This window comes from Baekduia alba, assembly GCF_028416635.1.
GTDB lineage: Bacteria > Actinomycetota > Thermoleophilia > Solirubrobacterales > Solirubrobacteraceae > Baekduia > Baekduia alba.
The window spans coordinates 86,783-111,381 of record NZ_CP114013.1 but is presented as its reverse complement, the minus strand read 5'-3'; the positions used below and the strand labels follow the sequence as shown (position 1 = coordinate 111,381).

The following is a 24,599-nucleotide window of genomic DNA, read 5'->3' as shown; positions in this document are numbered from 1 at the left end:
AACCGCCTAGGACGGGACCGGCGGACCGGGCGGCGCGACGATGTCCCGCCCGGTCGGCGCCAGCTCGGCGTCCAGCTCGAGCTGCCAGAAGTACCGCGTGAACGTCGTGCCGGCCTGGAAGTCGCCGACGTGCGGCGCGATCGTCTCGCCGTCGGCCATCCGGGCGATCAGCTCCGGGTAGCTCTGGCCCGGGCGCGCCGCGTAGACCGGCGCCGGGAACGCGCCGCCGAAGCGCGTGTTGACGTCGGTGATCCCCAACCCGATGTCCTTGTCGCGGAAGACCTGCACGGTCGCGGGGCCGCGGACGCCGAAGGCCTCGACCGTCCGGCAGCCGAGGTCGACCAGCTCGGCGTCGGCGATGATGGTGCCCTTGATCGACTCGCCGCCGCGCGACTCGAGCATCGTGCGCGGGATCGCGTTGAGGCAGCGGCCGTCGCGGTCGCTCAGGCAGTCGATGGAGAACTCCGGGCCGTCCATCAACCGCTGCAACATGACGGGCTCGTCGATGTAGTCGACGAAGAACGCCGCCTCGCGCGCGTCGGCGGCCGGGAAGATGTTGCGCGCGCCAGAGCCGTGGATCGGCTTGACCATCACAGGGAACGGCGCGGCGTCGATGTCCGCCGGCTTGACGGTCGGCGGCGACGGCAGCCCGTGCTGCTGGAGCAGCTCGTGGCAGGCGTACTTGTCGTAGGTGTGCTCGGCGATGACCGGGTCCGGGACCAGCGCCTCGGGCAGGCGGCCGTCGGCGCGGGCGTGGGCCAGGACGTCGATGTCGAGGTCGGTCAGCGGGACGATCGCGCCGACGTCGTGCTCGGCGACCAGGCGCTGCAGCGCCGGGACGTAGTCGGGGTCCTTGATCAGCGGGACCGACGTCCGGACCGTCGCCGCGTACTGGGCGGGCGCCAGCGGGTTGGGGTCGCACGCGACGACCTTGGTGTGCTGGGCGAACGCGCTGACGATGTCATAGCGCTTGCCCGTACCGGTCAACATCACCGACCTGCTCATGAGGGGTCCACCCATCCGCCCGTCTCGCCCTTGTAGAGGCCGTGGCCGGTGACCAGCATCCGCGCCGTCAGCCACAGGATCCGGACGTCGAGCGCCAGGCTCGCGTGCTCGACGTACCAGAGGTCCAGCTCGATGCGCTGCGGCCACGGCAGCGACGCGCGGCCGTTGACCTGCGCCCAGCCGGTGATGCCCGGCTTGAGCGCCAGGCGGCCGCGCTGGCGGTCGGTGTACTGCGCGACCTGGACCGGGACCGTCGGGCGCGGGCCGATGATCGACATCTCGCCCCTGAGGACGTTGACGAGGTTCGGCAGCTCGTCGATCGACGTCCGGCGCAGCAGCGCGCCGACGCGCGTGATGCGGCTGTCGCCGTCGTCGACCGCGAGGCCGGCGCCCATGCGCTCGGCGCCCGCGACCATCGTGCGCAGCTTGAGCACGTCGAACGGCGCGCCGTCCTTTCCGACCCGGTGCTGGCGGTAGATCGGGTGGCCCTTGGACTCCAGCCGGATCGCGACGACCGCCAGCGCGACGATCGGGCTGGTGAGCAGCAGGACGGTCGCCGAGACGAGCACGTCGAACGCGCGGCGCAGGGGTTCGTTCATCTCAGCGGGTTCCCTCCGGCGGGTCCCAACCGGCGGCGGTGCCGTGGCGGACGTGGTCGACGAGCCCGAGCGCGATCGAGCCTTGGGTCAGGATGTAGTACTTGGCGAGGAGGACGGGCCGGGCGCGCGTCGGCGCGAAGGCGGCGGCCAGCCCTAAGAGCTGCGCGCGCCGCAGCCACCTCGGCGCGGTGGCGAGCGCGACGAGGTGCAGCGCCGGGCCGAAGTAGCGCAGCCAGCGGTGGCTGGCGATCATCATGGTGTACTTGGCCGGCCAGCCGCGCGGGTTCAGCAGGCCGCCGTGCAGGACGATCGCCCACGCGTGGCTCATCATGCGCCGCTTGCGCGCCGCCTCGCCCTCGACGTCGGGGACCATTCGCTCGGTCGCGTGGGCCTGCGGCTGCTCGACGCAGCGCCAGCCCATCCGGACCAGGGTGAAGGGGAACTTGAGGTCGTGGCCCATGACGGGGTCGACCTCGACGTAGGCGTCGCGGCGCGTGGCGTAGATCGCCCCGTTGCCGGCGGTGACCGAGGCGAGGTCGGACTCGCGGGCGCGCAGGAACATCTCGTAGCGCCAGTAGACGCCCTCCTGGTTCGTGCCGCCGTCGGGGTTGACGAACGTCACGCGGCCGCAGACGTAGCCGATCCTCGGGTCGGTCGCGAACGGCGCGACCAGGCGGCGCAGCGCGTCGGGCGCCCAGAGCGCGTTCGCGTCGGAGAACGCCACGACGTCGGCGGTCGCGCGCCGGACCGCCGCGTCCTGCGCGCGGACCTTGCCGCCGCGCGGGAGGTCGAGGACGACGTCGGCCCCGGCGGCGCGCGCCGCCTCCGGCGTCCCGTCGGTCGAGCCGTCGCAGGCCACGACGACCTCGAGCCGGTCGCGCGGGTAGTCGAGCGCGAGCGCGTTGGCGACCTTGGCGGCGATGACGTCGCGCTCGGCGTGCGCGGCGACGATCAGCGAGACGGTGGGCAGCGCGGTGTCGTCGACCTGGTCGGGCCAGGCCTGCTCGACGCGCGGCCGGAGCGCGGCGAGCGCCGCGCCGTAGCCGACCTGCGCCCAGCCGAGCAGGGCCGCCGATGTCCAGAAGATGCCGCGCCTCACGAGCGCCTGAGCATGGCGTACAGGGCCAGATGCTGCTGCGCGATGGCGTCCCAGGAGTAGGTCGTGCGCGCCGCCTCCTGCGCGCTGGCCGCCAGCGCGGCGCGGCGCCGCGGGTCCGCCAGCAGGGTCGCCAGCGCGGCGTGCAGCGCGGCCGGGTCGTCGGGCGCCACCAGCTCTGCAGCACCGGTCGCCGCGACCTCCGGGAAGCCCCCGACGGCGCTCAGCAGCAGCGGGCGGCCGAGGCCGAGCGCGGCGTAGAGGACGCCGGACTGGTCGATCGCGCGGTAGGGCAGCGCGATCAGGTCGGCGCGGCGCAGGACGCCGGCCAGCTCGGCGTCGTCGACGAAGCGCGCGACGATCCGGACGCCGGGCGGCAGCGTGGCCGGGTCGGGCAGCGGCATGCGCGGCATCCCGACGATCCACAGCTCGCCCGGCGGGTCGGCGCCGAAGCGGCGCCACGCGTCGAGGAGGACGTCGACCCCCTTGTACCGGCGCAGCAGGCCGGGGAGCGCGACGACGGGCGTGTCCGGCCCCGGCGCCAGCTCGGGCGGCAGGCGGGCGTCGAGCGCCGCGAGGTGCGTGAACGCGCCGTGCGGGATGACCGTCACGCGCGCCGGGTCGATCCCCAGCTCGCGGGTGAGCCGGGCGGCGCCGTGCGCGGAGTGGACGACGACGTGGTCGACGCGCTCGTAGAGGCGCCGCTGGGCGCGGAGCTGGCCCGCGCGCGGCTCGCGCGGCAGGACGTCGTGGGCGGTCAGCACGGTCGGGACGCCGCGCGGCAGCAGGTGGACGTCGAGCGGCTGGACGGTCAGCCACTGGAAGTGCACGACGTCGGCGGCGCGCGCGGCCCCGCGCGCGTAGGCCACCATCTCGGGCACGTGCTCGGCGAGCTTGGCGACCAGCCGCGCCTTCGAGCCGGGCGCGCCGACGCCCGCGGCGCGCCGGTAGAACCGCTCGTCGACCCCGTAGCCCTCGGCCGGCGGGACGTCGCCGTAGGCGAAGCGGCTCGTGACCAGCCGGACCTGCGCGCCCGCGCGAGCGAGCGCGGCCGCGAGGGCGCGGTCGTAGGGCGGCGTGAACGCGGAGGGGTCGACGACGTCTACTCGCACCGGGGAGCCACGCTACCGGGCCCCGCGACCGCTCAGTCCGGCGCGCCCGCGTCGTCTCAGCCCCATGACCGATCATCCGAAGGACGGCCTGGCCGCGCTCGCGCCGCTGCTGGGCGAGTGGATCGTCGAGGCGCCCGAGCTGCCGCCGACCGGCGGTCCCCGGCGACGACGCGCTTCGAGCCGGTCCTGGGCGGCGCCTTCCTGCTCCAGCGCGCCGAGGTGCCGGGCGTCGCCGTCGCGCCCGATCTGCACGCGCTGATCGGGGCCAACCCCGACGGCACGTTCCTGCAGTACTACTTCGACTCGCGCGGCGTGGTCCGCCAGTACGCCATGACCTTCGCCGACGGCCTCTGGACGCTCGAGCGCCACCCGCCGGCCCCGGACTTCGCGCAGCGCTTCCGCGCGACGCTCAGCGCCGACGGCACGACGATCGACGGCGCCTGGGAGGCCCACCGCGACGGCGCCTACGTCCGCGACTTCGGGCTGACCTACCGCCGCCCGAGCCAGCCCAACTAGAGCGCCAGGCGCCAGTCGTTGCAGGCCATCGTGGTCCCCGGCGGGTACTCGAGCTCCAGGCCGGCCTCGACCAGCGTGAAGCCGACAGAGCGGCAGACCGCGTTGGAGGCGGCGTTGTCGACGCCCGGGAAGGCGTGGATCGCGGCGGCGCCGCCGGCCGCGCGGGCCTCCGCGATCGCCAGCCGCGTCCCACCCGACGCCAGCCCGCGGCCCTGGAAGGCCGGCAGGATCGACCAGCCGATCTCGTAGACGGTCGCGCCGCGCCACTCGCGCTCCCAGAAGCCGACCCAGCCGGTGCGCGCGCCGTCGCCGTCGACCACGGCGTACTGCCCCGGGTCGACCACGTAGCGCGCCTGGCGCTCGGCGATCTTCTCCGCCGTCTCCGCGCCGCCGACGTGCGCCATCTGCGCCTCGTCGCCGTTCAGCGCCGCGAGCAGGCCCGCGTCCGCGTCGCTCCAGGGCTCGAGGTGGAGGGATGCGGTCACGCGCCTGACCCTACGCCGTAGGCTCGCCGACGATGCCCCTCCGCGTCGGGATCGACCTCGTCAAGGCCGCGACGGTGCAGGACGCGCTCGCCGAGCACGGCGCGCGGTACCTGGACCGCGTCTACACGCCGGCCGAGCAGGAGCAGTGCGGCGGCGACCCGCTGCGCCTCGCCGCGCGCTTCGCGGCCAAGGAGGCGACCATGAAAGTCCTGCAACCGCGCGCCGACGACGCGCTGCCGTGGCTGGCGATCGAGGTGGTCCGCAACCCGGACGCGGCGCCCGCGATCGCGCTGCACGGAGCCGCCGCCGCGCTGGCCCGTCAGGCGGGCCTCACCGAGCTGGCGCTGAGCTTCACCCACGAAGACGAGTACGCCGCGGCGGTCGTCGTGGGGACATAGGCCGGCGACCCTTTCATCCAGCGGTCAAGATCTTGCGGCGGGGCACCGATAATCAGGAGCGTGTCTTTCCCCGCAGTCCGTGAGATCGTCTCCGAGCACGGTCGCCTGAGCGTCGATGTCACGACGCTGTCCGACGACGACAGCCTGTACGAGGCCGGAATGACCTCGCACGCGAGCGTGAACGTCATGCTCGCCCTCGAGGACGCCTACGACGTGGAGTTCCCCGACGAGATGCTCAAGCGCAGCGTCTTCGAGTCGGTCGGCTCGATCTCGTCCGCCCTCAGCCAGCTCGACGTGCAGGTCGCATGACCGTCGCCGCCGACCGCGACGCCGCCTTCCTCGCCGGCATCGACCAGCTCGCCGACGCGATCGCGGCCGTCCACGCCGACGACGTCGACCGCGGCGCCCGCTTCCCCACCGAGACCATCGACGCGCTGCGCGAGCAGCGCGCGCTCTCGGCGCTCGTCCCGGCCGAGTACGGCGGGGACGGCATCTCCTTCGAGGCCGTCGCCCAGGCCTGCTTCGTGCTCGGCCGCCGCTGCGGCGCCAGCGCCATGGTCTTCGCCATGCACCAGATCCAGGTGGCGACGATCGTCCGCCACCTCGACGGCTCGCCGTGGTTCGAGGACTACCTGCGCGAGCTGGTCGCCGACCAGCGCCTGATCGCCTCCGTGACCTCCGAGGTCGGCACCGGCGGCGACATGAGCCGCTCGGTCGCCGCGCTCACGCCCATCGACGGCGACCCGGCCCGCGCGACGTTCGAGAAGCAGGCGCCGACCGTCTCCTACGGCGCCTACGCCGACGACCTGCTGGTGACGCTGCGCGCCAGCCCGGACGCCGGCCCCGGCGACCAGGTCGCGGTGCTGGCCCGCCAAAGCGACACGACGCTGGAGCCGACCGGCACGTGGGACCCGCTCGGCATGCGCGGCACGTGCTCGCCCGGCTACGTCGTGCGCGCCGAGGTGCCGGTCGCGCAGGTCATGGGCGCGCCGTTCCCGTCGATCTCCACCGAGTCGATGGTCCCGATCAGCCACCTGCTCTGGTCGCACATCTGGCTCGGGATCGCGACCGACGCGTTCGACCGCGCCCGCGCCTTCGTGCGCGCCGCCGCGCGCCGCGCGCCCGGCGAGCCGGTCCCGGCCGCGATGAAGCTGTCGCACGTCATGACCCAGCTGTCGCTGCTGCGCGCCGAGGTCCACAGCGCGATGCAGGACTGGACCGAGGCCGAGGCCGACCGCGAGCGGCTGTCGACGATGGCCTTCGCCCTGCGCTTCAACAACCTCAAGCTCGCCGCCTCCGAGCAGGCGCCGCGCGTCTGCCAGCAGGCGATGGGCGTCTGCGGCATCGTCGGCTTCAAGAACGACACGCCGTTCAGCATCGGGCGCCACCTGCGCGACTCGATGTCCGCGTCGCTGATGGTCGCCAACGAGCGCATCCACCAGACCAACGCCGGCCTGCTGCTGATCGCCAAGGAGGTCTAGCGCCATGGCCGCGTACCGCGAGGCGTCTGCGGATCAGGCGCAGTTGATGGAGGCCTTGGTCGAAGCCGGGCACCTGATCCCGTCGGGCGTGCCCGGCGTCTACGGCCGCGGCAGCGACTACGAGGACGTCCGCCAGCGCTTCGACGCCTACGTCACGCGCGCCGCGCTCGCCGCGGGTGAGACTCCGGAGGTCCTGCGCTTCCCGCCGGTCCTGCCGCGCCAGCAGATCGAGGATCTCGGCTACCTGGAGAACTTCCCGCACCTGGCCGGCTCGGTCTTCGCGTTCGAGGGCACCGAGGCCCAGGCGCGCGGCATGGCCGAGGTCGCCGGGCGCCACGAGGACTGGTCCGAGCACCAGCACCAGAGCGAGCTCTGCCTCACCCCGGCCGTCTGCTACCCGGTCTACCCCGCGGTCGCGCGCCGCGGCACGCTGCCGGCCGGCGGCCTGACGATCGACCCGGGCGCGTCCTACGCGTTCCGCCACGAGCCCTCCGGCGACCCGGCGCGGCTGCAGATGTTCCACATGCGCGAGCTGGTCCGGATCGCCGAGCCCGAGACCGTGCAGACCTGGCGCGACGGCTGGCGCGACCGCGCGCTGCAGCTGCTGGTGGACCTGGGCCTGGCCGCCCGCTTCGACGTGGCCAACGACCCGTTCTTCGGGCGCTCGGGCCGGATGATGGCCGCGTCCCAGCGCGAGCAGGCGCTGAAGTTCGAGATCCTGGTGGAGATCACCGATCCCGAGCCGACGGCGATCGCGTCCTTCAACTACCACCAGGACCACTTCTCCGCGCTGTACGGCATCACGACCGCCGACGGCGGCGACGCGCACACCGCGTGCTTGGGCTTCGGCCACGAGCGGATCGTGCTCGCGCTGCTGCGCACGCACGGGCTCGACGTGGCCGCCTGGCCGGCGGACGTGCGCGCGCTGCTGTGGGGCGCCGAGGCGTGAGCGCGGTGGGCGCCGAGGTGTCGTCCTACACGCCGCACCCGGTTCACCAGCCGGGTCGCACCTACGTCGAGACCAACTGCTACACCGACGTCGTCGTCGAGCTACTGCACGCGCGCGGGCTGGAGCCGCTGGCCGCGCTGGGCATCAACGTGCGCATGGACTTCGAGGGCGACCAGTGGACGTTCTTCAAGCCCGCGCCGGGCGACCTGGAGCGGCTGTACGGGATCGACATCCACGAGATGCAGCCCTACCGGCCGCTGCCCGACCAGATCGCCGACCAGTTGGCGGCCGGGCGCACGATCATCGTCGAGCTCGACTCGTGGTGGCTGCCGGACACGGCGGCGACCGCGTACCGGACCGACCACGTCAAGACCTCGGTGGCGGTCGACGCGATCGACCGCGACGCGCAGTGGCTGCGCTACTTCCACAATGCCGGGCGCTACGAGCTGAGCGGCGAGGACTACCGTGGCGTCTTCTCCGGCGGCGGCGAGCTGCCTCCGTACACCGAGCTCGTGCGCTTCGACGCCGGCCCGGCGCTGGAGGGCGCCGCGCTGCGCGCGGCGGCCCGCGCGCTGCTCGTCCACCACCTGGCCCGCCGCCCGGCGACGAACCCGTTCGCCCGCTTCGGCGCGGCGCTGGAGCGCGACCTGCCGGCGCTGCTGGCCGGCGACCCGGCGGGCTACCACGCGTACGCGTTCGCGACCGTCCGGATGGTCGGCTCGGGCTTCGACCTGCTGGCCGCGCACGTGCGCTGGCTGCTGGGCCCGGACGGCGAGGGCGCGGCGGGTGCGATGGACGACATCGTCGGCGCGAGCAAGTTGTTGTCGTTGAAGCTGGCGCGGCGCAAGGTCTTCGACCCCGCGCCGGTCGTCGACGGCCTCGCCGCCGCGTGGGAGCAGGCCACCGGCGAGCTGGATGCCGCGCTGGCCTGAGCAGGACGGGATCGCGGTCCGGCGGCTCGACGGCTTCACGCGGTCGGGGCAGACGTTCACGCTGGCCTTCGACGCCGCGGACGGCCCGGCGGGCGAGCGGGTGTCGCTCGTGTTCGACGGCGTCGCGACCGCGTGGACGGCGGAGCTGAACGGCACCGAGCTCGCGCGCGGCGATTCGATGTTCGCCGGCGCCGAGGCGGACGTGACCGCGCTGCTGGTGGGGGTCAACACGCTGACGATCCGCTGCGCGAGCGAGGAGGAGCTGCTGGCCGACCGGCCCAGGCGCCCGCGCCAGCGGTGGCGGACCAAGGTGGTGGAGAACGGCGGCGCGCTGCGCTTCGTCCGCACGAGCGTGGTGGGCCGGGCGCCCGGGTTCGCGCCGGGGCCGCCGACGGTCGGCCCGTGGCGGCCGGTGTGGCTCGTGCGGCGTGCGGCGAGCGCCGCGACGGTCGAGGACGTCACGCTGCGGCCGCGGATCGAGGGCGGCGACGGCGTCGTCGCGGTGTCGGTGCGGCTGGCGGGCGCGGCCGCGCGGGTGGAGGCGGTGGTGGGCGACGCCCGGGCCGAGCTGGCGGCGGGCGAGGACGGCCGCTTTACCGGAGAAGTGCGGGTGGTCGATCCGGCCCGGTGGTGGCCGCACACGCACGGCACGCCGGCATTGCACGACGTGTCCTTGGTCCTCGACGACGGGCAACCTGTCGGCGTCGGGCGCACCGGCTTCCGCACGCTGTCGGACGACGTCGCCGCGCTCGCGGTCAACGACGTCCCGGTCTTCGCCCGCGGCGTCGTGTGGACGCCGGTGCCCGAGGGCGAGGTCCGCGCGACGCTCGAGACGCTGCGCGACGCCGGGATCAACCTCGTCCGGATCCCGGGGATCGGCGTCTACGAGGACGTCACGTTCCACGACCTCTGCGACGAGTTGGGGCTCTTGGTCTGGCAGGACTTCATGTTCGCCAACCTCGACTACCCGATCGAGGACGAGGACTTCCGCGCGCAGGTGGTCGACGAGGCGCGCGCCGTGCTCGCGCGCGTCGGCGGCCGGCCGAGCCTCGTCGCGCTGTGCGGCAACAGCGAGGTCGAGCAGCAGGCGGCGATGTTCGGGGTCGGGGTGGGTGGAGACGGGATCGGCCGCGGCGAGCTGTTCGGAGGGCTGCTGCCCGGGCTGGCGCGTGCGGCCGGCGTGGACGTGCCCTACGTCCCGAGCGCGCCGAGCGGCGGGCCGCTGCCGTTCCACCCGGGCAGCGGGGTCGCCAACTACTTCGGCGTCGGCGGCTACCGGCGCCCGCTCAGCGACGCGCGGACGGCCGGTGTCCGGTTCGCCTCGGAGTGCCTGGCGTTCGCGAACGTCCCGGACGGCGACGTCGCCGACGGCGAGGGCGTCATGCGCGACGTCGGCGCCGACTGGGACTTCGCCGACGTGCGCGACCACTACCTCCGCGAGCGCTACGGCGTGACGGCGGCGGACGTCGACCGCGAGCGCTACCTCGCGCTCAGCCGCGAGGTCAGCGGCGAGATGATGGCCTTGGTCTTCGGCGAGTGGCGGCGGCGCGCCTCGCCGTGCGGCGGCGGCATCGTGCTGTGGTCGCGCGACCTCCGCCCCGGCGCGGGCTGGGGCGTGCTCGACGCCGCGGGGCGGCCGAAGGTCGCGCTCGCCCACCTGCGCCGCGCGCTCGCGCCGCGTGCCGTGTGGATCGTCGACGAGGGCATGAACGGCCTCGACGTCCACGTCGCCAACGACGGCCCGGAGGCCCTGGACGCCGAGCTCGAGGTCGCGGTCCTCGCCGACGGCACGCGCGCGATCGCCGAGGCGACGACGGCGCTGCGCCTCCCGCCCCACGCTGCCGAGCACGTCAACGTCGAAGGCCTCCTCGGCCGCTTCCTCGACGTCTCCTACGCCTACCGCTTCGGCTCCCCCGCCCATGACACGGTCGTTGCGACGCTGCGCGTCGCCGGCGCGCCACTCGCCCAGGCCACCCACTTCCCGCTCGGGCCGCCGACGGAGCCGACCGCGTTCACGCTGACCGCGACGCACGACGGCGACCGCGCGGTGACGCTCGCCACCGACCGCGTCGCCTGGGGCGTGCGCCTCTCTGCCCCCGGCTTCGCCCCGGCCGACGACGCCTTCACGCTCACGCCCGGCGTCCCGCGCACGATCGCGCTGCGCCCGCTCACGCCCGGCGCCCGCCTCGCCGGAGCGACCGTCACAGCGCTCAACCTCATCGGTGAGTCACCGGTCGTCGCGCCGGATCTGAAACCCTGACGCGCCTTGGGCGTCGAGGTCTCCTTCTGCGTCGTGAACACCGACCAGCGCGAGCTGCTGGTCCACTGCCTCGACGCGCTCGCGGCCGAGCGCGAGGCGCTGCCGTTCCCGACCGAGGTGCTCGTCCTCGACAACGCCTCGACCGACGGCTCCGCCGGCGCGGCGAGGGGCCACGCGACCGTGACCGAGGTCGTCGCGCTCGACCAGCGCCGCGGCAAGGGCGAGAACGACAGCCACCTGCTCCAGCGCGCGCGCGGCCGGTTCTGCCTGCTGCTCAACGAGGACTCCGAGCTGCGGCCCGGCGCGACCGCCACGCTGCACCGCGCGCTGGTCGAGGACGCCGAGGCCGCCGCGGCCGGCGCCAAGCTGCTGCGCCCCGATGGCCGCGTGCAGCCGTCGGCCTGGCGCTTCCCGACGCCCGCGACCGCGCTGGTCGGCGCGCTGTTCCTGCACAAGCGGCTCACGGTCCAGTCGCGCGGGCGCCGCACGCGCCGCGTCGACTGGGCGCAGTCCGCCGCGCTGCTCGTCCGCCGCGACGCCGCGCGCGAGATCGGCTGGTTCGACCCGCAGTTCTTCGTCTACTCCGACGAGGTCGACTTTTGCCGCCGCCTGGCCGACGCCGGCTGGCACACGCTCTGGGTGCCGACCGCCGAGGCGATCCACCACGAGCAGCTGTCGACCGGCGCGGTGCCGGAGCGGCGCATCGTCGAGCTCTCCCGCAACCGCGACCGCTACATGCGCAAGCACCACTCGGCGGGCGCCGCGTTCGTCGTCCGGCTGCTCACCGCGTGGGCGTACGCCGTTCGGGCCGGGGTCGCCACGGTCGCCCCCGGGCACGACCCGAAGCGCTACTGGCGCCACGTCACCGCGACGCTGCGCCCCTCGCGCGGCGAGGGCCTGCGCGAAGCGGCCCACGAGTTCAACCGCGGCGGCCCGACGCTCTAGTTCCCGGCTCTTCCCATTGCGCCGCAACTTCGGCGCGTTGACGTCCCCATTTTCGGTTCGGCCCCGGACGAATGTTGGATTGGATCGCATCCCGCGCCTTTCGCCCGAGGGTTATGGTCGAACGGACGCCGCGAGGTGGATCGGCATGCACGCTGGGTCCGCTGGGGATGAAGGGCGACGCGGCGCCCCGCCGGACCCGACCGACCCGCGGCGCCTCGTGGCCGAGACGCCGCGGGCCGCAGGGCCCGGCGCGAGGATCAGGTCGTCGCGGGCTCGCCGCGGCGGCGCAGCTCGCCGAGGCGCTTGAGCTCGGCGACCGTCACGACGCGCGCCGCGACGAGCGCCGGCGGGACGAGCAGCAGCAGCGCGAAGCGCGTGATCAGCCCGGTCGCGCCCTGGGTCGGCAGCAGCAGCTCGCCGCCGACGCCGATCACCGTGAAGACGGCCACCGCGGCGCTCAGGCGCGCCCACTCGAACGGGACCGCGAACAGGTGCCGGGTCAACAGGTACAACGTGGCCACGATCACGACGTAGGCGCCGCACAGCGCGATGCCGGCGCCCGCGATCCCGAGCGGCCCGACCAACGTCACCAACAACACCGCGTTGACCACCAGGCCGGCCGCGGTCGCCGGGAAGTTCCGGGTCGTCACCTTCGCGCGCCCCGCGACCGTGATCAACACCAACACCAACCCGTACAGCGCCCAGCCGAGCGCGACCCACGGCAGCGCCGCGCTGGCGCCGTAGTACGAGGGGTCGCTGGCCAGCGCGCGGACCGCCCAGCGGCCGACGAGCAGCACGCCGCAGACCACGGTGCCGGTCACGGCGACGTACAGCGTCGTCACGCGGGCGTAGAGCCGCGCGGCCTGCGCCTCGTCGGTCACCGAGTACGCCAGCGGCGGCCACGCGGCCTGGAAGCCGCGCACCGCGACGATCACGACCGTCGAGAGCTTCGCCGCGAAGCCGTAGCGGCCCGCGGCGTCCGGGGACTGCGCGTGGATGAGGTAGGTCCGGTCCAGGACGTTGAGCGCGAACGCCGCCGCGTCGGCCGGCACGGTCGGGCCGCCGAAACGCAGCAGCGCGACGGTCCGGCGCGGCGGCCGGAACGACACGCGGTCGCGCATGACGATCCACAGGGCGATCAGGATCACCGTCGACGCGCCGTAGTTGCCGAAGACGTAGCCGTTGGCGCCGTCGTCGCGGATCACGACGAGCGTCACCGTCAGCGTGACCGTCAGCAGGATGTTGGCGACCGCCGCGATCACGTAGGTCTTGAGCCGCTCCTCGACGCGCAGCAGCGCGTTGGCGACCTCCAGGTTCGTGAACGCCCACAGGCCGAAGATGCCGATCCGCATCAGGCCGACGTTCTCGTCGACGAGGATCAGGCGCGACAGCGGCGCGGCGAAGACGAGCGCGACGAGGCAGAAGGCGGTCGACGCGTACAGCGTCCAGGCGGTCACCGTGCGGGCGAGGTCCAGCCGCCGCGCGTGGTCCTCGTCGTCGAACCAGAACCGGACGAACGCCTCGCCGATCCCGAAGCGCAGCAGGATCGACGTGAAGATGATCGCCGTGAGCAGGTTCTCGGCGTAGCCGTAGTCGGCCGTGCTCAGGTGGCCCGTGTAAAGCGGCAGCGTGATGAGCGCCAGCAGGCTCGAGAGGATGCTCGGCGCCTGGTAGGCGAACGTGCTCGCTAGAAGTCGGCGAAGCAGCCCGGCCATCGGCCACGGCACGCTATCGGGGTCGCGGGCGGCATCGCGGCGAAGCAGCCCGGCCATCGGCCACGGCACGCTATCGGGGTCGCGGGCGGCATCGCGGCGAAGCAGCCCGGCCATGCGCGAGGGCACGGTACCGACGGCGCGCTGGCTACGCTGCGCTCCGCCCCATGGCCCCGACCGAGCTGCGTCCCCTCTGCCTCTTGCTCCTCCCGCGTCCGCTGGAGGGCTTCATCCTGCGCGACCAGGCCGAGGACCTGCTGCGCGCGGATGGCGTGGTCGCCGTCGATCCGCCGCGGATCCCGTACGGCGCGTTCGCCCGGCTGCCCCACGCGGTGGGCGACCGCATGGCCAACCGCGTCGCCCGGCGGCTGCTGAAGGTGCTGCGCCGCAACGGCGACCGACCCAAGGTCATCGTGATCTTCCACCCCGTCCAGGTGCTGCTCGCGCGGGCGATCCTGCAGCGGATGCCCGACTGCGAGCTCTGGTACGGCCGCTGGGACCGCTACGAGCACGCGTACGATGCCAAGCCGCACCTGCGCGCGCGGCTGACCGAGATGCACGAGGCGGCCGCGTCGCTGTCGTCGCTGACGTTCGTGGCCAGCGACGAGCTGCTGCGCCTGGAGCAGGACGCCGGGCGCGACGCGCAGCTCGTCCCGCTCGCCGCCGACGCGTTCCCGGCACCCGACCCGACCGACCACGTCGTCGCGGTCTCGCTCGGCCACCTCGGCTGGCGGACCGACTGGGCGCTGCTGCGCGCGGTCGGCGAGCGCCTCGGCTCGCGGCTGACGCTGCTGCTCGTCGGCGCCTGGCACGACGACGAGGCCAAGGGCGACGAGGACTACGCCTGGTGCCGGGCGCATCCCGGCTTCGTGTGGCTCAGCAGCCGGACCGACGAGGAGGCCGCCCGCCTGATCCTGTGCGCCGACGTCGGCATCGTCCCGTTCCGGGTCGAGCCGTTCAACGACGCGGGCCTGCCCTACCGGATCCTCAAGTACGCGCGCCTCGGCCGCCGGACGGTCGCGCCGGAGCTGGCGGGCGTGAAGACGTGGTCGGACGCCGTGACGACCGCCGCCGACGCGGACGCGTTCGCCGCCGCGCTGGTGGAGCAGGCCGGCCGCCGCACCGCGCCCGACCTGGAGCTGCGCGCGTGGGCGCTGGAGCAGACGGCGTCGTCGCAGAACGACCCGCTGTGGCGGCGGCTGCGCGCGCTGGGGATCACGTGAGCGCGAGCGACGACATCGAGATCGTCCGCGGCCGCGCCGAGCTGCTGGACCAGGTCCGGCCGCTCTGGCTCGCGTTGCGCAACCACCACAACAAGATCGCGCCCGACCTCGGCCCGGTCCGCGAGGACGACGAGTCCTGGCGCCGTCGCCGAGCGCAGTACGAGGCGTGGCTCGGCGACGAGCGCGCCTTCGTCCTGCTCGCCCGCCGCCAGCATCGGGCCGTCGGCTACGCGTTCGTCCGCGTCGAGCAGCAGGGCTCGCCGACGTGGGAGGGCGACGGCCTCGGGGCGGACCTCGAGACCCTCAGCCTCCTGCCCGAGGCCCGCGGCACCGGCCTCGGCGCCCGCCTCATCGCGCTCGTCCGCGACGAGGTCGAGCGCCGGGGCTACGCCCAGCTCTCCCTCACCGCGGTGGCCAGCAACCACGACGCCCTGCGCTTCTACGAGCGCGAGGGCTTCACCGCGACGTTCGTCGTGCTCAGGGACACGGGACGGCGCTGAGGGCCACCTCAGCCCCGCCCCGAACAGCCGACGTACGCCGTGAAGCCACCGCGACGGTCGCCGCGGACGAACCCGTCCGGCGGCCCGTTGGTCTTCGGGCTCGCTCCGTCGGCGAAGCCGTAGCGGCGGAGGAGCTTCTCGCCGACGAGGAGGAGGGCGACGCCGTGCTTGCGCTGGACGGCGGAGCGGGAGCCGACCTGCTTCTGGCTGGCGTCGAGGATCCAGCGGGTGTCGGGGACGAGGCGGTAGTTGGGCAGCGTCACCGGCCCGCACGCCCGGCCGTCGCGTACCGACTTGGTGTGCAACACCGCGACGAGGTCGTCGTGGGTGGAGCGGATGAAGCGCAGCTCGGTGGCGAGCTTGTCGAAGGCGTCGGCGCGGACGATCACGAACGCGACCCCGGCGACGACCGCGAGCGCGAAGAGCGCGCGGGTGCGCGTCACCAGGTAGCCGGCGGGCAGGCAGAGCGCGACGGCGGGCACGGTGAGGTAGCGCGGGAGCACGGACAGGCCCGCGACCGACGTCGCGAAGAACGTGAACGACCCCGCGAGGAAGAGCGCGAGCGGCACGTGCGCGGCGCGGAAGTCGCGGCGGCGCAGCGACCAGATCGCGCCGGCCACCGCGGCCAGCGCCACCGGCAGCCGCGCGGTGTCGGCCAGGAACGAGACGAAGTCGCCGGGGACCTCGGAGAACGAGCGCGAGCGGTTCAGCTCGTCGGCCAGGTCGGAGGTCGCGTGCAGCGAGAACAGCGGGTCGCCGGTCACGAGCGCGTCGATCGCGCACCAGGTCAGCGGCGCCGCGACGACGAGCGGCAGCGTGCGCCAGTCCAGCCGCCGCGACGGCCACGCCAGCCACAGCCAGTAGGCGCCGCCCAGCAGCCACGCCTCGGGGCGCAGCAGGCCGGCGAGGACGAGCAGGACCCAGACCGGCGCCGTGCCGCCGCGATCGCCGCGCACGGTCCGCTCGGCCTCCAGCGCCGCCGCCCACAGCACCAGCGCCAGGAACGGCTCGTCGACGTAGGCGCGCGCCGCGTAGAGGAGCAGCGCGAACGACGAGCCCGCCAGCACCGCGGCCGCCAGCCCGGCGCGCCGGTCCCAGATCGCCGTCCCCAGCCGGTAGACGGCGTAGGTGAACGCGACGTGGCAGAGGCAGGTGAACAGCACGAGCAACCGGTCGGCGTGCTGCCCGAACAGGCCCAGGACCGCGCAGATCGCGAGGTACAGCGGATGCTGCGTCGGCGCCTGGTAGGCCTCGAACCCCGGCAGGTGGCCGCCGACGATCTCCCGTCCCCAGGCCAGGTGGTAGTAGGCGTCGTAGTTCGGATAGGTCGGGACGAGCGCCCAGAAGAGGATCGCGGCGACGGCCAGCGCGCCGACGACCAGCAGCTCCGCGCGGCGGGCGCTCATGCGGCGGGGGCGGGCGCCGGGGCCGCTTCGGGCTCCGGCCGCCGGCGCCGGCGCGGCACGAGCGACAGCGCCAGGCCGACGCCGAGCAGCGCCCAGGTCAGCGGGTCCTCCAGGAACGACGCGTAGCTCCAGGTGTGCAGCACCAGGCCGGCGAACGCGGCGGCGATCGCGGCCCGGACCGGGTCGCCCCGCACGCCGCGCAGCAGCGCCGTGAAGCCCGCGACGAGCAGTGCGATGTACACCAACAACCCGCCGATGCCCTGCTCGGCGGCGACCGTGATCGGGATCGTGTGCGACGCGGAGACCGCGCGCTCGGCCGACCCGTTCTCGGCCCGGCGGTAGGCCCGCGAGAACGCGCCCGAGCCGTACCCCTTCAGGGGCTTGTCGGCGAACAGGTCCACGCCGCCCTTGAGCAGGTCGTAGCGGCCGCTGGTCGCGGTGTCGGCGCCCTTGGACGAGCTGAGGTCCAGCCGGACCGACGACGGCGCGACGAGCACGAACAGCGCGCCGACCACCAGCGCGGTCGCGCCGACGCCGACCGCCCAGCGCGGGCTCCAGCGCGCCCCCGCCAGGACCAACAGCCCCAACAACAGCGCCGCGAAGCTCGACTGCGACAGCGTCAGCACCAGCCCGGCCATCAGCACCGCGAGCACCGCGGTGACGATCCACATGTCGCGTGCTCGCGAGGTCCAGATCAGCACCGCGGCCAGCCCCAGCATCACGATCGCCAGGAAGCGCCCATAGATGTTGGGGTCGAAGAACAGCGAGTTGACGCGGAAGTAGGACTCGAACTGGTTGGACGCGATGACCTTGGGGTTCAGGAACAGGTGGCGCGTCGCGTACTCGACGAAGCCCACGCACGCGAAGGCCACCGCGAGCACCGCCAGGACGCCCAGCACCTGCACCGCCAGCTTGCGCGACCACGGGATCCGCGCGAGCAGGGCGAACAGCAGCGCGAACGGCACGTAGAAGAAGACGACGTTCTCCAGCGCCTTGTCGAAGTCGTCGGAGTACCAGCCCTGCAAGGCGTACAACACGACCGAGGCGGCGAGCAGCCACTCCAGCAGCGTCGCCTTGCGCTCCGGCTCGTCGCCGCGCGGGGAGGGCGGGCCGAATATCCGCGGGATCGCGTAGGCCAGCGCGCCCGCGCCGACGACCACGTACAGCGGCACGAGCAGGTTCGCCGTCGAGCCGCCGCTGGCGATCGGCACCCGGAACGGGATCGCCGCGGCCGCGGCCAGCGGGAACCACGTCGGGTGGCGGTCGAACAGCACGGCCAGCCCCGCCAGGGCGCCGAGGCCGACGACCACCGCGGCGAGCGCGAGCGACGGATGGTCGCGCAGCGGCCGCACCTGGTCGGTGTCCCAGATGTCGGAGATCAGCAGCGCCGGCGCGAGCACCAGGGCGCCGAGCGTCGACCACGCGCGCCAGCGGGCCCGCGGCGCCACGACGGCGCCGGCGGCGAAGAGGGCGGCGAGGATCAGTGGGAGAGGAGCGTCCACATCCGGGCCATCAGCGCGCTGGTGGCGGGGTCGGAGTTGGCGGAGAGGCGCTGCGCGAACGACGGGTAGCCGGGCCGGATGACCAGGCCCTGGCCGAAGCGCGCGGCCACGACGACGGGCTTGGCGCCGTACTTCTGGTCGGTGACGGCGGTCGACAGCTGGTCGGCCTCCTCACCGGTGCCCTCGGTGGGCTCCCAGGACGGCACGGCCTTGAAGACGCCGTTGGAGTTCTTGAACAGGTCGAGCTTCGTGTCCTGGTCGAACACGGTCAAGTCGGTGGTCTTGGCCTGCAACGCGCCGATGCGCTCGCCGAACAGGTCAGTTGGCTTGCGCGGCGACGGCTCGGCCAGGCGGTGCTTGGCGTCGAGCGCGACGCTGCGGCGCAGCGAGTCCGTCCCGGTCGAGACCACGGTCCCGCCGGCCTTGACGAACGCCCGCAGCGCGACGCGGACCTTCGCCGGCAGCCAGCGCGCGTCGCCCGGGATCAGGACGCCGTGGTGGCCGGCGAGCGCCGGCCCGCGGCCCGAGGCGAGCGCGAAGTCGGTGGTGATGTCATAGCGCTTGCCGTTGCGGTCCAGCCACTGCGTCAGCGGCCCCTCCTGCTCGGTGAAGCCCTGCGGCAGGCCGTCGCCGGCCATGATCCGCACGGGCCGCACCGGCCCGCCGAGGTCGAGCGTGTTGGGCGCGCCGTCGCCGTCGTCGTCGCCCGTGTTGCGCCCCTGCCACGTCGTGTAGGGCAACACCACCAACACGCCCTTGGGCTTGGCCGCCGTGCCCGCGACCGCCTGGCGCGCCTGGATCGGGAACACGACCCGCGTCGAGCGCGTGGACGTGTGCGCGGTGAAGACGTAGAGCCGCGACTTGCCGCCGGGCGCCTGGAAGCGCACGTTCGGCGTCGTCTTGGGCTTGTTGGAACGGGCGCGGACCGTCGGGTCGCCGACCGCGTGGACGGTCCACGAGTACCGCTGCTGGCGCGCGTCGACCTGGATCGGGACCGTCTCGCGCGCCTTGACCGGCGTCACCGGCGTCTGCGCGCCGAGGTAGCGGACGGTGATGCCGCCGTGGCCGGGCAGCTTGCCGCGGGTGAGGATCGGCAGCCCGGCGCGGTCCAGCGGCGCGGACGTGCCGATGTTGCCCGCCGGGTCGCGCCACTGCAGGACCACGAGGTAGGTGCCCGGCGAGACCCGGCGGCCGGCGTCGTTGGTTCCGTCCCACGCCCAGCTCGTCGCGCCCTGCTTGATGTCCGGCTCGACGACCGTGCGCACGAGGCGCGGCGCGCTCGGCGACGTCTTGAACACCATGATCTTGGGCTTGCGCTGCGCCGCCAGGAAGTTGACCTTCGCCGGCTTGCCGCTCGGCTCGGGCAGCAGCTCGGGGCCGTAGGTGCGCACCGGCCCGATCGACAGCACGCGCGGCCGCGGCGGCGTCGTGTCCTTGAGGATCGTGCGCTGCGAGATGACCGTGCGGCCGAGGTGGCTGAGCGTGATGCTGATGCGGTAGCGGCCGTCGGGGACGAGCTGGCCGTCGTCGTCGCGGCCGTCCCAGCTCAGCGACGGGACGATCGGCTGGTAGGCGCCGAGGTGGCGGTCCATCAACGTCCGGATCACGTCGCCGTCGGCGTTGATGATGTGGACGGCCGCGTTGTCGGCCTTCTTGAGCTTGAACGTGATGTGCGCGCGCTCGCGGCGACCGTCGCCGTTGGGCGAGATGATCGGCGGGACACCGTCGGTGGCGATCTGCAGCGACTGCACCACGCTCGGCGCGTTCTTCAGCCGCTGCGCCACGAAGAACGCCGCGAAGGTCGCGGCGACGAGGACTCCGAAGATGATCAGCGGGGCCCGTCTGGTGGCGGTCACGGGAGCTCCACCAGCGACGCGTTGGGGATCGCCGCCGCACGATGGGCGTCGTCGTCGTGCAGCGCGGCGAGCGCCAGGCGCATCGAGCCGCGGTGGCTGACGACCAGCGCCGGGCGCGGGCCCTGAGCGGCCGCGTCGATGCCCTCCAGGACGCGCAGCTGCTGCTGGGCGAACGACTCGCCGCCGGGGAACGCGAAGTCCGGGTCGGCGCGCAGGTAGGCGGCGAACAGCTCCGGCTCGTCGCGCTGCACGTCGTCGAACATCCGGTCGGTCCAGATGCCGCAGTCGGTCTCGGCGAAGCGCGCGTCCTCGATCGGGTGGTGGCCGATCGCGGCGCCGACGATGTCGGCCGTCTCGCGCGCCCGGGCCAACGGCGAGCAGATCAGCGTCGCCCACTCCTGCTGGGCGGCGACGCGCGCCAGCTCCTGGGCCTGCTCGCGCCCGCGGGCGTTGAGCGGCACCGGCAGGTGGCCCTGGAAGCGCCGCGCGGCGTTGTAGTCGGTCTCCCCGTGGCGGGCGAGGAAGACGCCGTGCGCGCTCATCCCTCGATCTCCATCGTGTCGCTGCGCAGGCCGAGCCGCAGCGTCTCGAGCGACAGGACGTCGGCCGGCGCGATGTTGCCGAGGTTGACCTCGCGGCCGAAGCGCTTGAGGAACCAGACCTGCTGGGCGCGCTGCGGCGCCTCGAAGATCAGGCGCGCCGGGTCGATCGCGTGGACGATCTCGTCGATCAGGCCCATCCGGACCTCGCCGTCGGGGCGGAAGATCCCGGCGGTGCCGGACTCGCGCGCCTCGGCGATCACCTTCCAGGCGCCCGCCGCCAGCTCGGCCTCGATCTCCTCGACCCAGCGGTACGGGGCCATGATCCGCTCGTCGTCCTTGGAGCCCACCTCGGAGAAGACCGTGAACTCGCGCGCGAGTCGCGCCACGATCGCGCGCTTGCGCTCGCCGTCCAGCGCGATCGTGCCGTCGGAGACCTCGACGTGGCCGATCCCGAGCTCCTTGCACCAGGCGATCAGGCCGTCGAGCCGGTCGTCGCGCAGCGCGATCTCGGTGAGCGTGCCGCCGAGAACGACCGGGATGCCGTGCGCCTTGTAGCGCGCGAGCTTGTCGATCAGGTTGCCCGTGACCAGCGCGGTGCCCCAGCCGAGCTTGACGATGTCGACGGCGTCGCCGGCGACCTCCATCAGCCCGTCGACCTCGGCGCACGACAGGCCCTTGTCCAGGACGTGCGTGAGCCCGCGGTCGCGCGGCTTGAGGCTGCGCTCGGGGAGGTCGAGGAAGCCGGCCACGGGCTCTTGGCGGCCGGCTACGGCGTCGTCGACGACGACTGGGGCGACGTGTTCTGGTCGGCGCCGACCGTCACCACGACCGTCGCCTCGTTGCCCGCGATGGTCTTGGACCCGGGCGACAGCTGCTGGATGGAGTCGGACTGGACGTCGATCGCCTTGGCGACCGAGTCCGCCTCGGCCCGGTGGCCGGGCGCGAACTCGACGAGCGTGGCCGAGCGATCCTGCGTCGCGGCGTTGGTGACGTTGCCGATCTTGTACTTGGCGTTGGTCAGCCGGTTGGAGACGCCGCGGGCCAGCCCCGGGACGGTCGTGCCGTTGAGCACCGCGACGGTGTAGGTGCCGGGCTTCGGCGCGGCGGCGGGCGCCTTGGCCTTGGTCGTCGACGCGGCGTTGCCGCCCTTGGGCGTGGTCGCCGCACCGCCGGGCGTGCCGATCGTGTTGGCCTTCTGCGTCCCGCCGTCGCTCCCGCCGAGCACGCCGGTCAGCAGGACGACCAGGACGACGACCACCACGGCGATCGCGGCGATGGCGCCGAACATCGGCAGGCGCGAGCGATGGTCGTCATCGCCGTCGTCGGGGCCGTAGTTGGTCCGCGTGGAGCCCGGAGGCGGCGTCGCGGCCGCGGCCGGGACGCGCAGCGGCTCGCCGGGGCGGGCGGGCGGTGCCGTCGCGGCGGCGCCGTTGGCGGCGGGCTGGACGGTCGTCGGCTGGCCGCCGGGCGCGGCGGGCGCGGGGACGGGCGGCTTGGGCGCCGCGCTGGGCGGCGTCGCGGTGGCCGCGCCCGCGGCGGTGGCGGCCGCGGCGACCGTCGGGGCGGGGACGGCGCCCGCCTGGCCGGCCGGGGTGGCGGCGGCCGGCCGGGGCGCGCCCGGCTGCTGGGGCTGCGCGGGCTGGGCCGGGCGCTGCGGCTGGGCGATCACGCGTTGCTGGGCGACCGCGACCGCGCGCTCCTGCACGTCCTGCGCGCGTTCGGGAGCACGGCCAGCCCACTCGCGCAGACGCTTGACTTCGCGCGCTTGCGCGAAGTAGAGCAACGAGAGGATGGCGAGGCCGAGCACCGACGCGAAGCCGGCGTACGCCCCGTACTGCTCGATCTTGTCGGAGACCGAAAGGGCCAGGATCGACGACATGCAGGGCGCCATGCTAGAGAATGGCCCGGTCCGGCCCGCCGCCGGTGCCGTCCTGCAAGCCGGTGCCCAGGGACCGGGCGGCGCGGTCCGGCCCGCCGCCGGTCTCGTCCTGCAAGCCGGTGCCCAGGGACCGGGCGGCGCGGTCCGTCCCGCCGCCGGTCTCGTCCTGCACGTCCGCGCCCACGGGCGGACGGGCCGCGATTTCCTGGATCTCGCGCATCTCCGACAGCTCGGCGACCTTCGCGGCGAGGGCCGCGGCATCGCCTTCGAGCACCAGGAGGCCGACCTCGTCGAACATCGACTCGACCGCCTGGGGATCGAGCCGATCGCGCTCCGCGCGCAGGATCTTCTCGGCCGGCGTGGGCTGCGTGCGCTCGTACGGGTTGAACAGCTCCTCGAAGAGCTTCTCCCCCGGCCGGCGCCCGACCTCCTCGATGACGATGTCCTCTCCGGGACGCAGGCCGCTGAGCTCGATCATCGTCTCGGCGAGGTGCCAGATCGAGACGGGCTCGCCCATCTCCAGCACGAAGATCTCGCCGCCCGCGCCCAGCGAGCCGGAGCGGATCACGAGCTGCACGGCCTCCGGGATCGTCATGAAGTAGCGCGTCATGCGCTTGTCGGTGACGGTCACGGGGCCGCCGAGCGCGATCTGGCGGCGGAAGATCGGGACGACCGAGCCCGAAGAGCCGAGCACGTTGCCGAAGCGCACGATCGCGTAGCGCGTGTTCGGCCAGCGCACCTGCGCGGCCTCGACGGCGAACTCGGCCAGCGCCTTGGACGCGCCCATGACCGTCGCGGGCGTGACGGCCTTGTCGGTCGAGACCTGCACGAAGCGGCGGACGTCGTGCTCGCCGGCCACGCGCGCCATCAGCCGGGTCGCCAGCGCGTTGTTGCGCACGGCCTCGACCGGGTTGAGCTCCATCAGCCCGACGTGCTTGTAGGCGGCGGCGTGGAAGACGACGGTCGGCCGATGCTCGGCGAAGACCTCGCGCATCCGCTCGCCCTCCTTGCAGTCGGCGAGCACGACGGCCATCGACGACGGGTGGACGTGGCGGTCGTCCTCCAGCTCGCGCATGATGCGGAAGAGGTTGTCCTCGGCGTGGTCGAGGAGGATCAGCTTGCGCGGCGCGACGCGCGAGATCTGGCGGCACAGCTCGGAGCCGATCGAGCCGCCGGCGCCGGTGACCAGGACGACCTCGTTCTGGAGGTACCGCCCGACGCGGTCGAGCTCCATCCGGATCGGCTCGCGGCCCAGGATGTCCTCGACCTCGACCGGGCGCGCCTGGCGCACGACGTTGCCGCCCCCGGTCTTGAGCAGCTCGAAGACGGTCGGCAGCGTCCGGACGGCGATGCCGCGCGCGCGGCAGGCCGACACCACGGCCGCGCGCAGCGTGCCGGGCGCCGAGGGAATCGCGATCGTGACCTCGTCGGGCTCGGCCTCGTCGAGGATCCGCGCGAGCTCGCTGGTGCGGCCCAGGACGCGCACGCCCTCGACGCGCATGCGGTGCTTGGTCGGGTCGTCGTCGACGAAGCCGATCGGGTCCAGGCCCAGGTCCGGGTTGCGCAGGATCTCGCGCAGGACCAGGCGGCCGCCGTCGCCGGCGCCGACGATCAGGACGCGCCGGGCGCCGGGACGCGGACGGAAGCCGCTCAGCGGGCGCTCGTAGACCGTGCGCGCGACGAAGCGCGAGCCGCCGACGAGCACGAGCGTGAGCAGGAAGAACGAGCCCAGGACGCCGGTCGGGACGCTCAGCGTCACGTCGCCGCGGCCGGAGCCGACGATGACGGGGTGCGTCAGCGCGTTGAACGCCGGGACGAACAGCGTCGCGACGATCACCGCCTGGAGGATGTTCACGTAGTCGCGCTGGCCGACGTAGCGCCAGAACTTCTCGTAGAGCCCGAACATCGTGAAGATCAGCAGCGACGCGGCGACGACGTAGGGCAGCGTCGCGGCGAGCAGATCGCCGTAGTCGCTCGGGATCCCCCCGTCGAACCGGAGACGGAAGGCGAGCAGGTAGGCCAGCGCGACCAACGCCGCGTCGATGCCCAGCTGGGGAAGCGAGTGGCGATGGAGGGGAAGCGCAGCCGAGCGAAAGGCGCGGCGCATCCGCCATGATCCTAACGATCGCCTCGATCGCTCCGGCTCGGAAGCGCGGCGCATCCGGCGCATTGTAGGGCGACCACCGGCCTCAAGGCACCGT

At 73.8% G+C, this 24,599-nt stretch carries 23 protein-coding genes; 10 read left to right on the top strand and 13 right to left on the bottom strand.

The features are described from left to right. Window positions 1–6: 6 nt before the first annotated feature. From DSM104299_RS00540 to DSM104299_RS00525, 4 genes are read right to left on the bottom strand one after another with little or no spacing between them, the layout of a single operon-like run. Entirely contained in the window at window positions 7–1,005 is a 999-nt protein-coding gene (locus DSM104299_RS00540) for an ATP-grasp domain-containing protein (protein ID WP_272475329.1), read from the bottom strand. Next, window positions 1,002–1,604, bottom strand: coding sequence for a sugar transferase (locus tag DSM104299_RS00535; protein ID WP_272475328.1), 603 nt, complete (start codon window positions 1,602–1,604; stop codon window positions 1,002–1,004). The genes DSM104299_RS00540 and DSM104299_RS00535 overlap by 4 nt, the downstream gene beginning before the upstream one ends. A 1-nt stretch (window position 1,605) precedes the next feature. Beyond that, window positions 1,606–2,703: a glycosyltransferase family 2 protein gene (locus DSM104299_RS00530; RefSeq protein ID WP_272475327.1), complete on the bottom strand. Its 1,098-nt coding sequence runs from the start codon at window positions 2,701–2,703 to the stop codon at window positions 1,606–1,608. Next, window positions 2,700–3,812: a glycosyltransferase family 4 protein gene (locus DSM104299_RS00525; protein ID WP_272475326.1), complete on the bottom strand. Its 1,113-nt coding sequence runs from the start codon at window positions 3,810–3,812 to the stop codon at window positions 2,700–2,702. Before DSM104299_RS00525 ends, DSM104299_RS00530 begins: the two co-directional genes overlap by 4 nt. 117 nt (window positions 3,813–3,929) lie before the next feature. On the opposite strand from DSM104299_RS00525, the gene DSM104299_RS00520 reads away from it, so the two are divergent. After that, window positions 3,930–4,328 (top strand): hypothetical protein, encoded by a 399-nt coding sequence (locus DSM104299_RS00520; protein ID WP_272475325.1) that lies wholly within the window; start codon window positions 3,930–3,932, stop codon window positions 4,326–4,328. Here the strand turns inward: DSM104299_RS00520 and DSM104299_RS00515 are convergent. Next, complete coding sequence (locus DSM104299_RS00515) at window positions 4,325–4,813, bottom strand: GNAT family N-acetyltransferase (protein WP_272475324.1); 489 nt, start codon at window positions 4,811–4,813, stop codon at window positions 4,325–4,327. The genes DSM104299_RS00520 and DSM104299_RS00515 overlap by 4 nt on opposite strands. Window positions 4,814–4,845: 32 nt before the next feature. Here DSM104299_RS00515 and acpS point away from each other — a divergent pair, with 32 nt between their 5' ends. Genes acpS through DSM104299_RS00480 form a run of 7 tightly spaced genes read left to right on the top strand, consistent with a single transcriptional unit; the run spans window position 4,846 to window position 11,778 of the window. After that, entirely contained in the window at window positions 4,846–5,211 is a 366-nt protein-coding gene (gene acpS / locus DSM104299_RS00510; protein WP_272475323.1) for a holo-ACP synthase, read from the top strand. Window positions 5,212–5,271: 60 nt separating this feature from the next. Next, window positions 5,272–5,520 carry an acyl carrier protein gene (locus tag DSM104299_RS00505; protein WP_272475322.1) on the top strand — a complete coding sequence of 83 codons (249 nt, stop codon included), beginning with the start codon at window positions 5,272–5,274 and terminating at the stop codon, window positions 5,518–5,520. Then, window positions 5,517–6,692 carry an acyl-CoA dehydrogenase family protein gene (locus tag DSM104299_RS00500; protein ID WP_272475321.1) on the top strand — a complete coding sequence of 392 codons (1,176 nt, stop codon included), beginning with the start codon at window positions 5,517–5,519 and terminating at the stop codon, window positions 6,690–6,692. Before DSM104299_RS00505 ends, DSM104299_RS00500 begins: the two co-directional genes overlap by 4 nt. A 4-nt stretch (window positions 6,693–6,696) precedes the next feature. After that, entirely contained in the window at window positions 6,697–7,641 is a 945-nt protein-coding gene (locus DSM104299_RS00495) for an amino acid--[acyl-carrier-protein] ligase (RefSeq protein WP_272475320.1), read from the top strand. Further along, a complete protein-coding gene (locus tag DSM104299_RS00490; RefSeq protein ID WP_272475319.1) occupies window positions 7,638–8,573 on the top strand; it encodes a DUF1839 family protein in 936 nt (311 codons plus the stop codon). The genes DSM104299_RS00495 and DSM104299_RS00490 overlap by 4 nt, the downstream gene beginning before the upstream one ends. Next, window positions 8,557–10,833 carry a glycoside hydrolase family 2 protein gene (locus DSM104299_RS00485; protein WP_272475318.1) on the top strand — a complete coding sequence of 759 codons (2,277 nt, stop codon included), beginning with the start codon at window positions 8,557–8,559 and terminating at the stop codon, window positions 10,831–10,833. The genes DSM104299_RS00490 and DSM104299_RS00485 overlap by 17 nt, the downstream gene beginning before the upstream one ends. A 6-nt stretch (window positions 10,834–10,839) precedes the next feature. Next, window positions 10,840–11,778: a glycosyltransferase gene (locus DSM104299_RS00480; RefSeq protein ID WP_272475317.1), complete on the top strand. Its 939-nt coding sequence runs from the start codon at window positions 10,840–10,842 to the stop codon at window positions 11,776–11,778. Between the two features lie 257 nt (window positions 11,779–12,035). On the opposite strand, the gene DSM104299_RS00475 is transcribed toward DSM104299_RS00480, so the two are convergent. Further along, a complete protein-coding gene (locus tag DSM104299_RS00475) occupies window positions 12,036–13,607 on the bottom strand; it encodes a lipopolysaccharide biosynthesis protein (RefSeq protein WP_272475316.1) in 1,572 nt (523 codons plus the stop codon). Between the two features lie 50 nt (window positions 13,608–13,657). Here DSM104299_RS00475 and DSM104299_RS00470 point away from each other — a divergent pair, with 50 nt between their 5' ends. Together DSM104299_RS00470 and DSM104299_RS00465 are read left to right on the top strand one after the other, a co-directional pair. Further along, window positions 13,658–14,713 (top strand): glycosyltransferase family protein, encoded by a 1,056-nt coding sequence (locus tag DSM104299_RS00470; RefSeq protein WP_272475315.1) that lies wholly within the window; start codon window positions 13,658–13,660, stop codon window positions 14,711–14,713. Further along, entirely contained in the window at window positions 14,710–15,213 is a 504-nt protein-coding gene (locus tag DSM104299_RS00465; protein WP_272475314.1) for a GNAT family N-acetyltransferase, read from the top strand. The genes DSM104299_RS00470 and DSM104299_RS00465 overlap by 4 nt, the downstream gene beginning before the upstream one ends. Window positions 15,214–15,221: 8 nt before the next feature. Here the strand turns inward: DSM104299_RS00465 and DSM104299_RS00460 are convergent, their stop codons facing one another. From DSM104299_RS00460 to DSM104299_RS00430, 7 genes are read right to left on the bottom strand one after another with little or no spacing between them, the layout of a single operon-like run. After that, entirely contained in the window at window positions 15,222–16,619 is a 1,398-nt protein-coding gene (locus DSM104299_RS00460) for a hypothetical protein (protein ID WP_272475313.1), read from the bottom strand. Beyond that, the gene (locus DSM104299_RS00455; RefSeq protein ID WP_272475312.1) at window positions 16,616–18,121 is read right to left on the bottom strand and encodes an O-antigen ligase family protein; all 1,506 of its coding nucleotides are present in this window, start codon (window positions 18,119–18,121) and stop codon (window positions 16,616–16,618) included. Before DSM104299_RS00455 ends, DSM104299_RS00460 begins: the two co-directional genes overlap by 4 nt. Next, window positions 18,100–19,977 carry a FlgD immunoglobulin-like domain containing protein gene (locus DSM104299_RS00450; RefSeq protein ID WP_272475311.1) on the bottom strand — a complete coding sequence of 626 codons (1,878 nt, stop codon included), beginning with the start codon at window positions 19,975–19,977 and terminating at the stop codon, window positions 18,100–18,102. Before DSM104299_RS00450 ends, DSM104299_RS00455 begins: the two co-directional genes overlap by 22 nt. Then, a complete protein-coding gene (locus DSM104299_RS00445; protein ID WP_272475310.1) occupies window positions 19,974–20,519 on the bottom strand; it encodes a histidine phosphatase family protein in 546 nt (181 codons plus the stop codon). Before DSM104299_RS00445 ends, DSM104299_RS00450 begins: the two co-directional genes overlap by 4 nt. Continuing rightward, window positions 20,516–21,268 carry a phosphosulfolactate synthase gene (locus DSM104299_RS00440; RefSeq protein ID WP_272475309.1) on the bottom strand — a complete coding sequence of 251 codons (753 nt, stop codon included), beginning with the start codon at window positions 21,266–21,268 and terminating at the stop codon, window positions 20,516–20,518. The genes DSM104299_RS00445 and DSM104299_RS00440 overlap by 4 nt, the downstream gene beginning before the upstream one ends. 17 nt (window positions 21,269–21,285) lie before the next feature. Beyond that, complete coding sequence (locus DSM104299_RS00435; protein WP_272475308.1) at window positions 21,286–22,398, bottom strand: LytR C-terminal domain-containing protein; 1,113 nt, start codon at window positions 22,396–22,398, stop codon at window positions 21,286–21,288. Window positions 22,399–22,411: 13 nt separating this feature from the next. Beyond that, window positions 22,412–24,505: a polysaccharide biosynthesis protein gene (locus DSM104299_RS00430; RefSeq protein ID WP_272475307.1), complete on the bottom strand. Its 2,094-nt coding sequence runs from the start codon at window positions 24,503–24,505 to the stop codon at window positions 22,412–22,414. Window positions 24,506–24,599 lie beyond the last annotated feature (94 nt).

Bases quoted from the DNA above. Each gene is read 5' to 3' on its own strand.
- DSM104299_RS00470 (WP_272475315.1), top strand. From the start codon at position 13,658: ATGGCCCCGACCGAGCTGCGTCCCCTCTGCCTCTTGCTCCTCCCGCGT.
- DSM104299_RS00445 (WP_272475310.1), bottom strand. From the start codon at position 20,519: ATGAGCGCGCACGGCGTCTTCCTCGCCCGCCACGGGGAGACCGACTAC.
- DSM104299_RS00485 (WP_272475318.1), top strand. From the start codon at position 8,557: ATGCCGCGCTGGCCTGAGCAGGACGGGATCGCGGTCCGGCGGCTCGAC.
- DSM104299_RS00500 (WP_272475321.1), top strand. From the start codon at position 5,517: ATGACCGTCGCCGCCGACCGCGACGCCGCCTTCCTCGCCGGCATCGAC.
- DSM104299_RS00535 (WP_272475328.1), bottom strand. From the start codon at position 1,604: ATGAACGAACCCCTGCGCCGCGCGTTCGACGTGCTCGTCTCGGCGACC.
- DSM104299_RS00435 (WP_272475308.1), bottom strand. From the start codon at position 22,398: ATGTCGTCGATCCTGGCCCTTTCGGTCTCCGACAAGATCGAGCAGTAC.
- acpS (WP_272475323.1), top strand. From the start codon at position 4,846: ATGCCCCTCCGCGTCGGGATCGACCTCGTCAAGGCCGCGACGGTGCAG.
- DSM104299_RS00540 (WP_272475329.1), bottom strand. From the start codon at position 1,005: ATGAGCAGGTCGGTGATGTTGACCGGTACGGGCAAGCGCTATGACATC.
- DSM104299_RS00495 (WP_272475320.1), top strand. From the start codon at position 6,697: ATGGCCGCGTACCGCGAGGCGTCTGCGGATCAGGCGCAGTTGATGGAG.
- DSM104299_RS00475 (WP_272475316.1), bottom strand. From the start codon at position 13,607: ATGGCCGGGCTGCTTCGCCGCGATGCCGCCCGCGACCCCGATAGCGTG.
- DSM104299_RS00460 (WP_272475313.1), bottom strand. From the start codon at position 16,619: ATGAGCGCCCGCCGCGCGGAGCTGCTGGTCGTCGGCGCGCTGGCCGTC.
- DSM104299_RS00430 (WP_272475307.1), bottom strand. From the start codon at position 24,505: ATGCGCCGCGCCTTTCGCTCGGCTGCGCTTCCCCTCCATCGCCACTCG.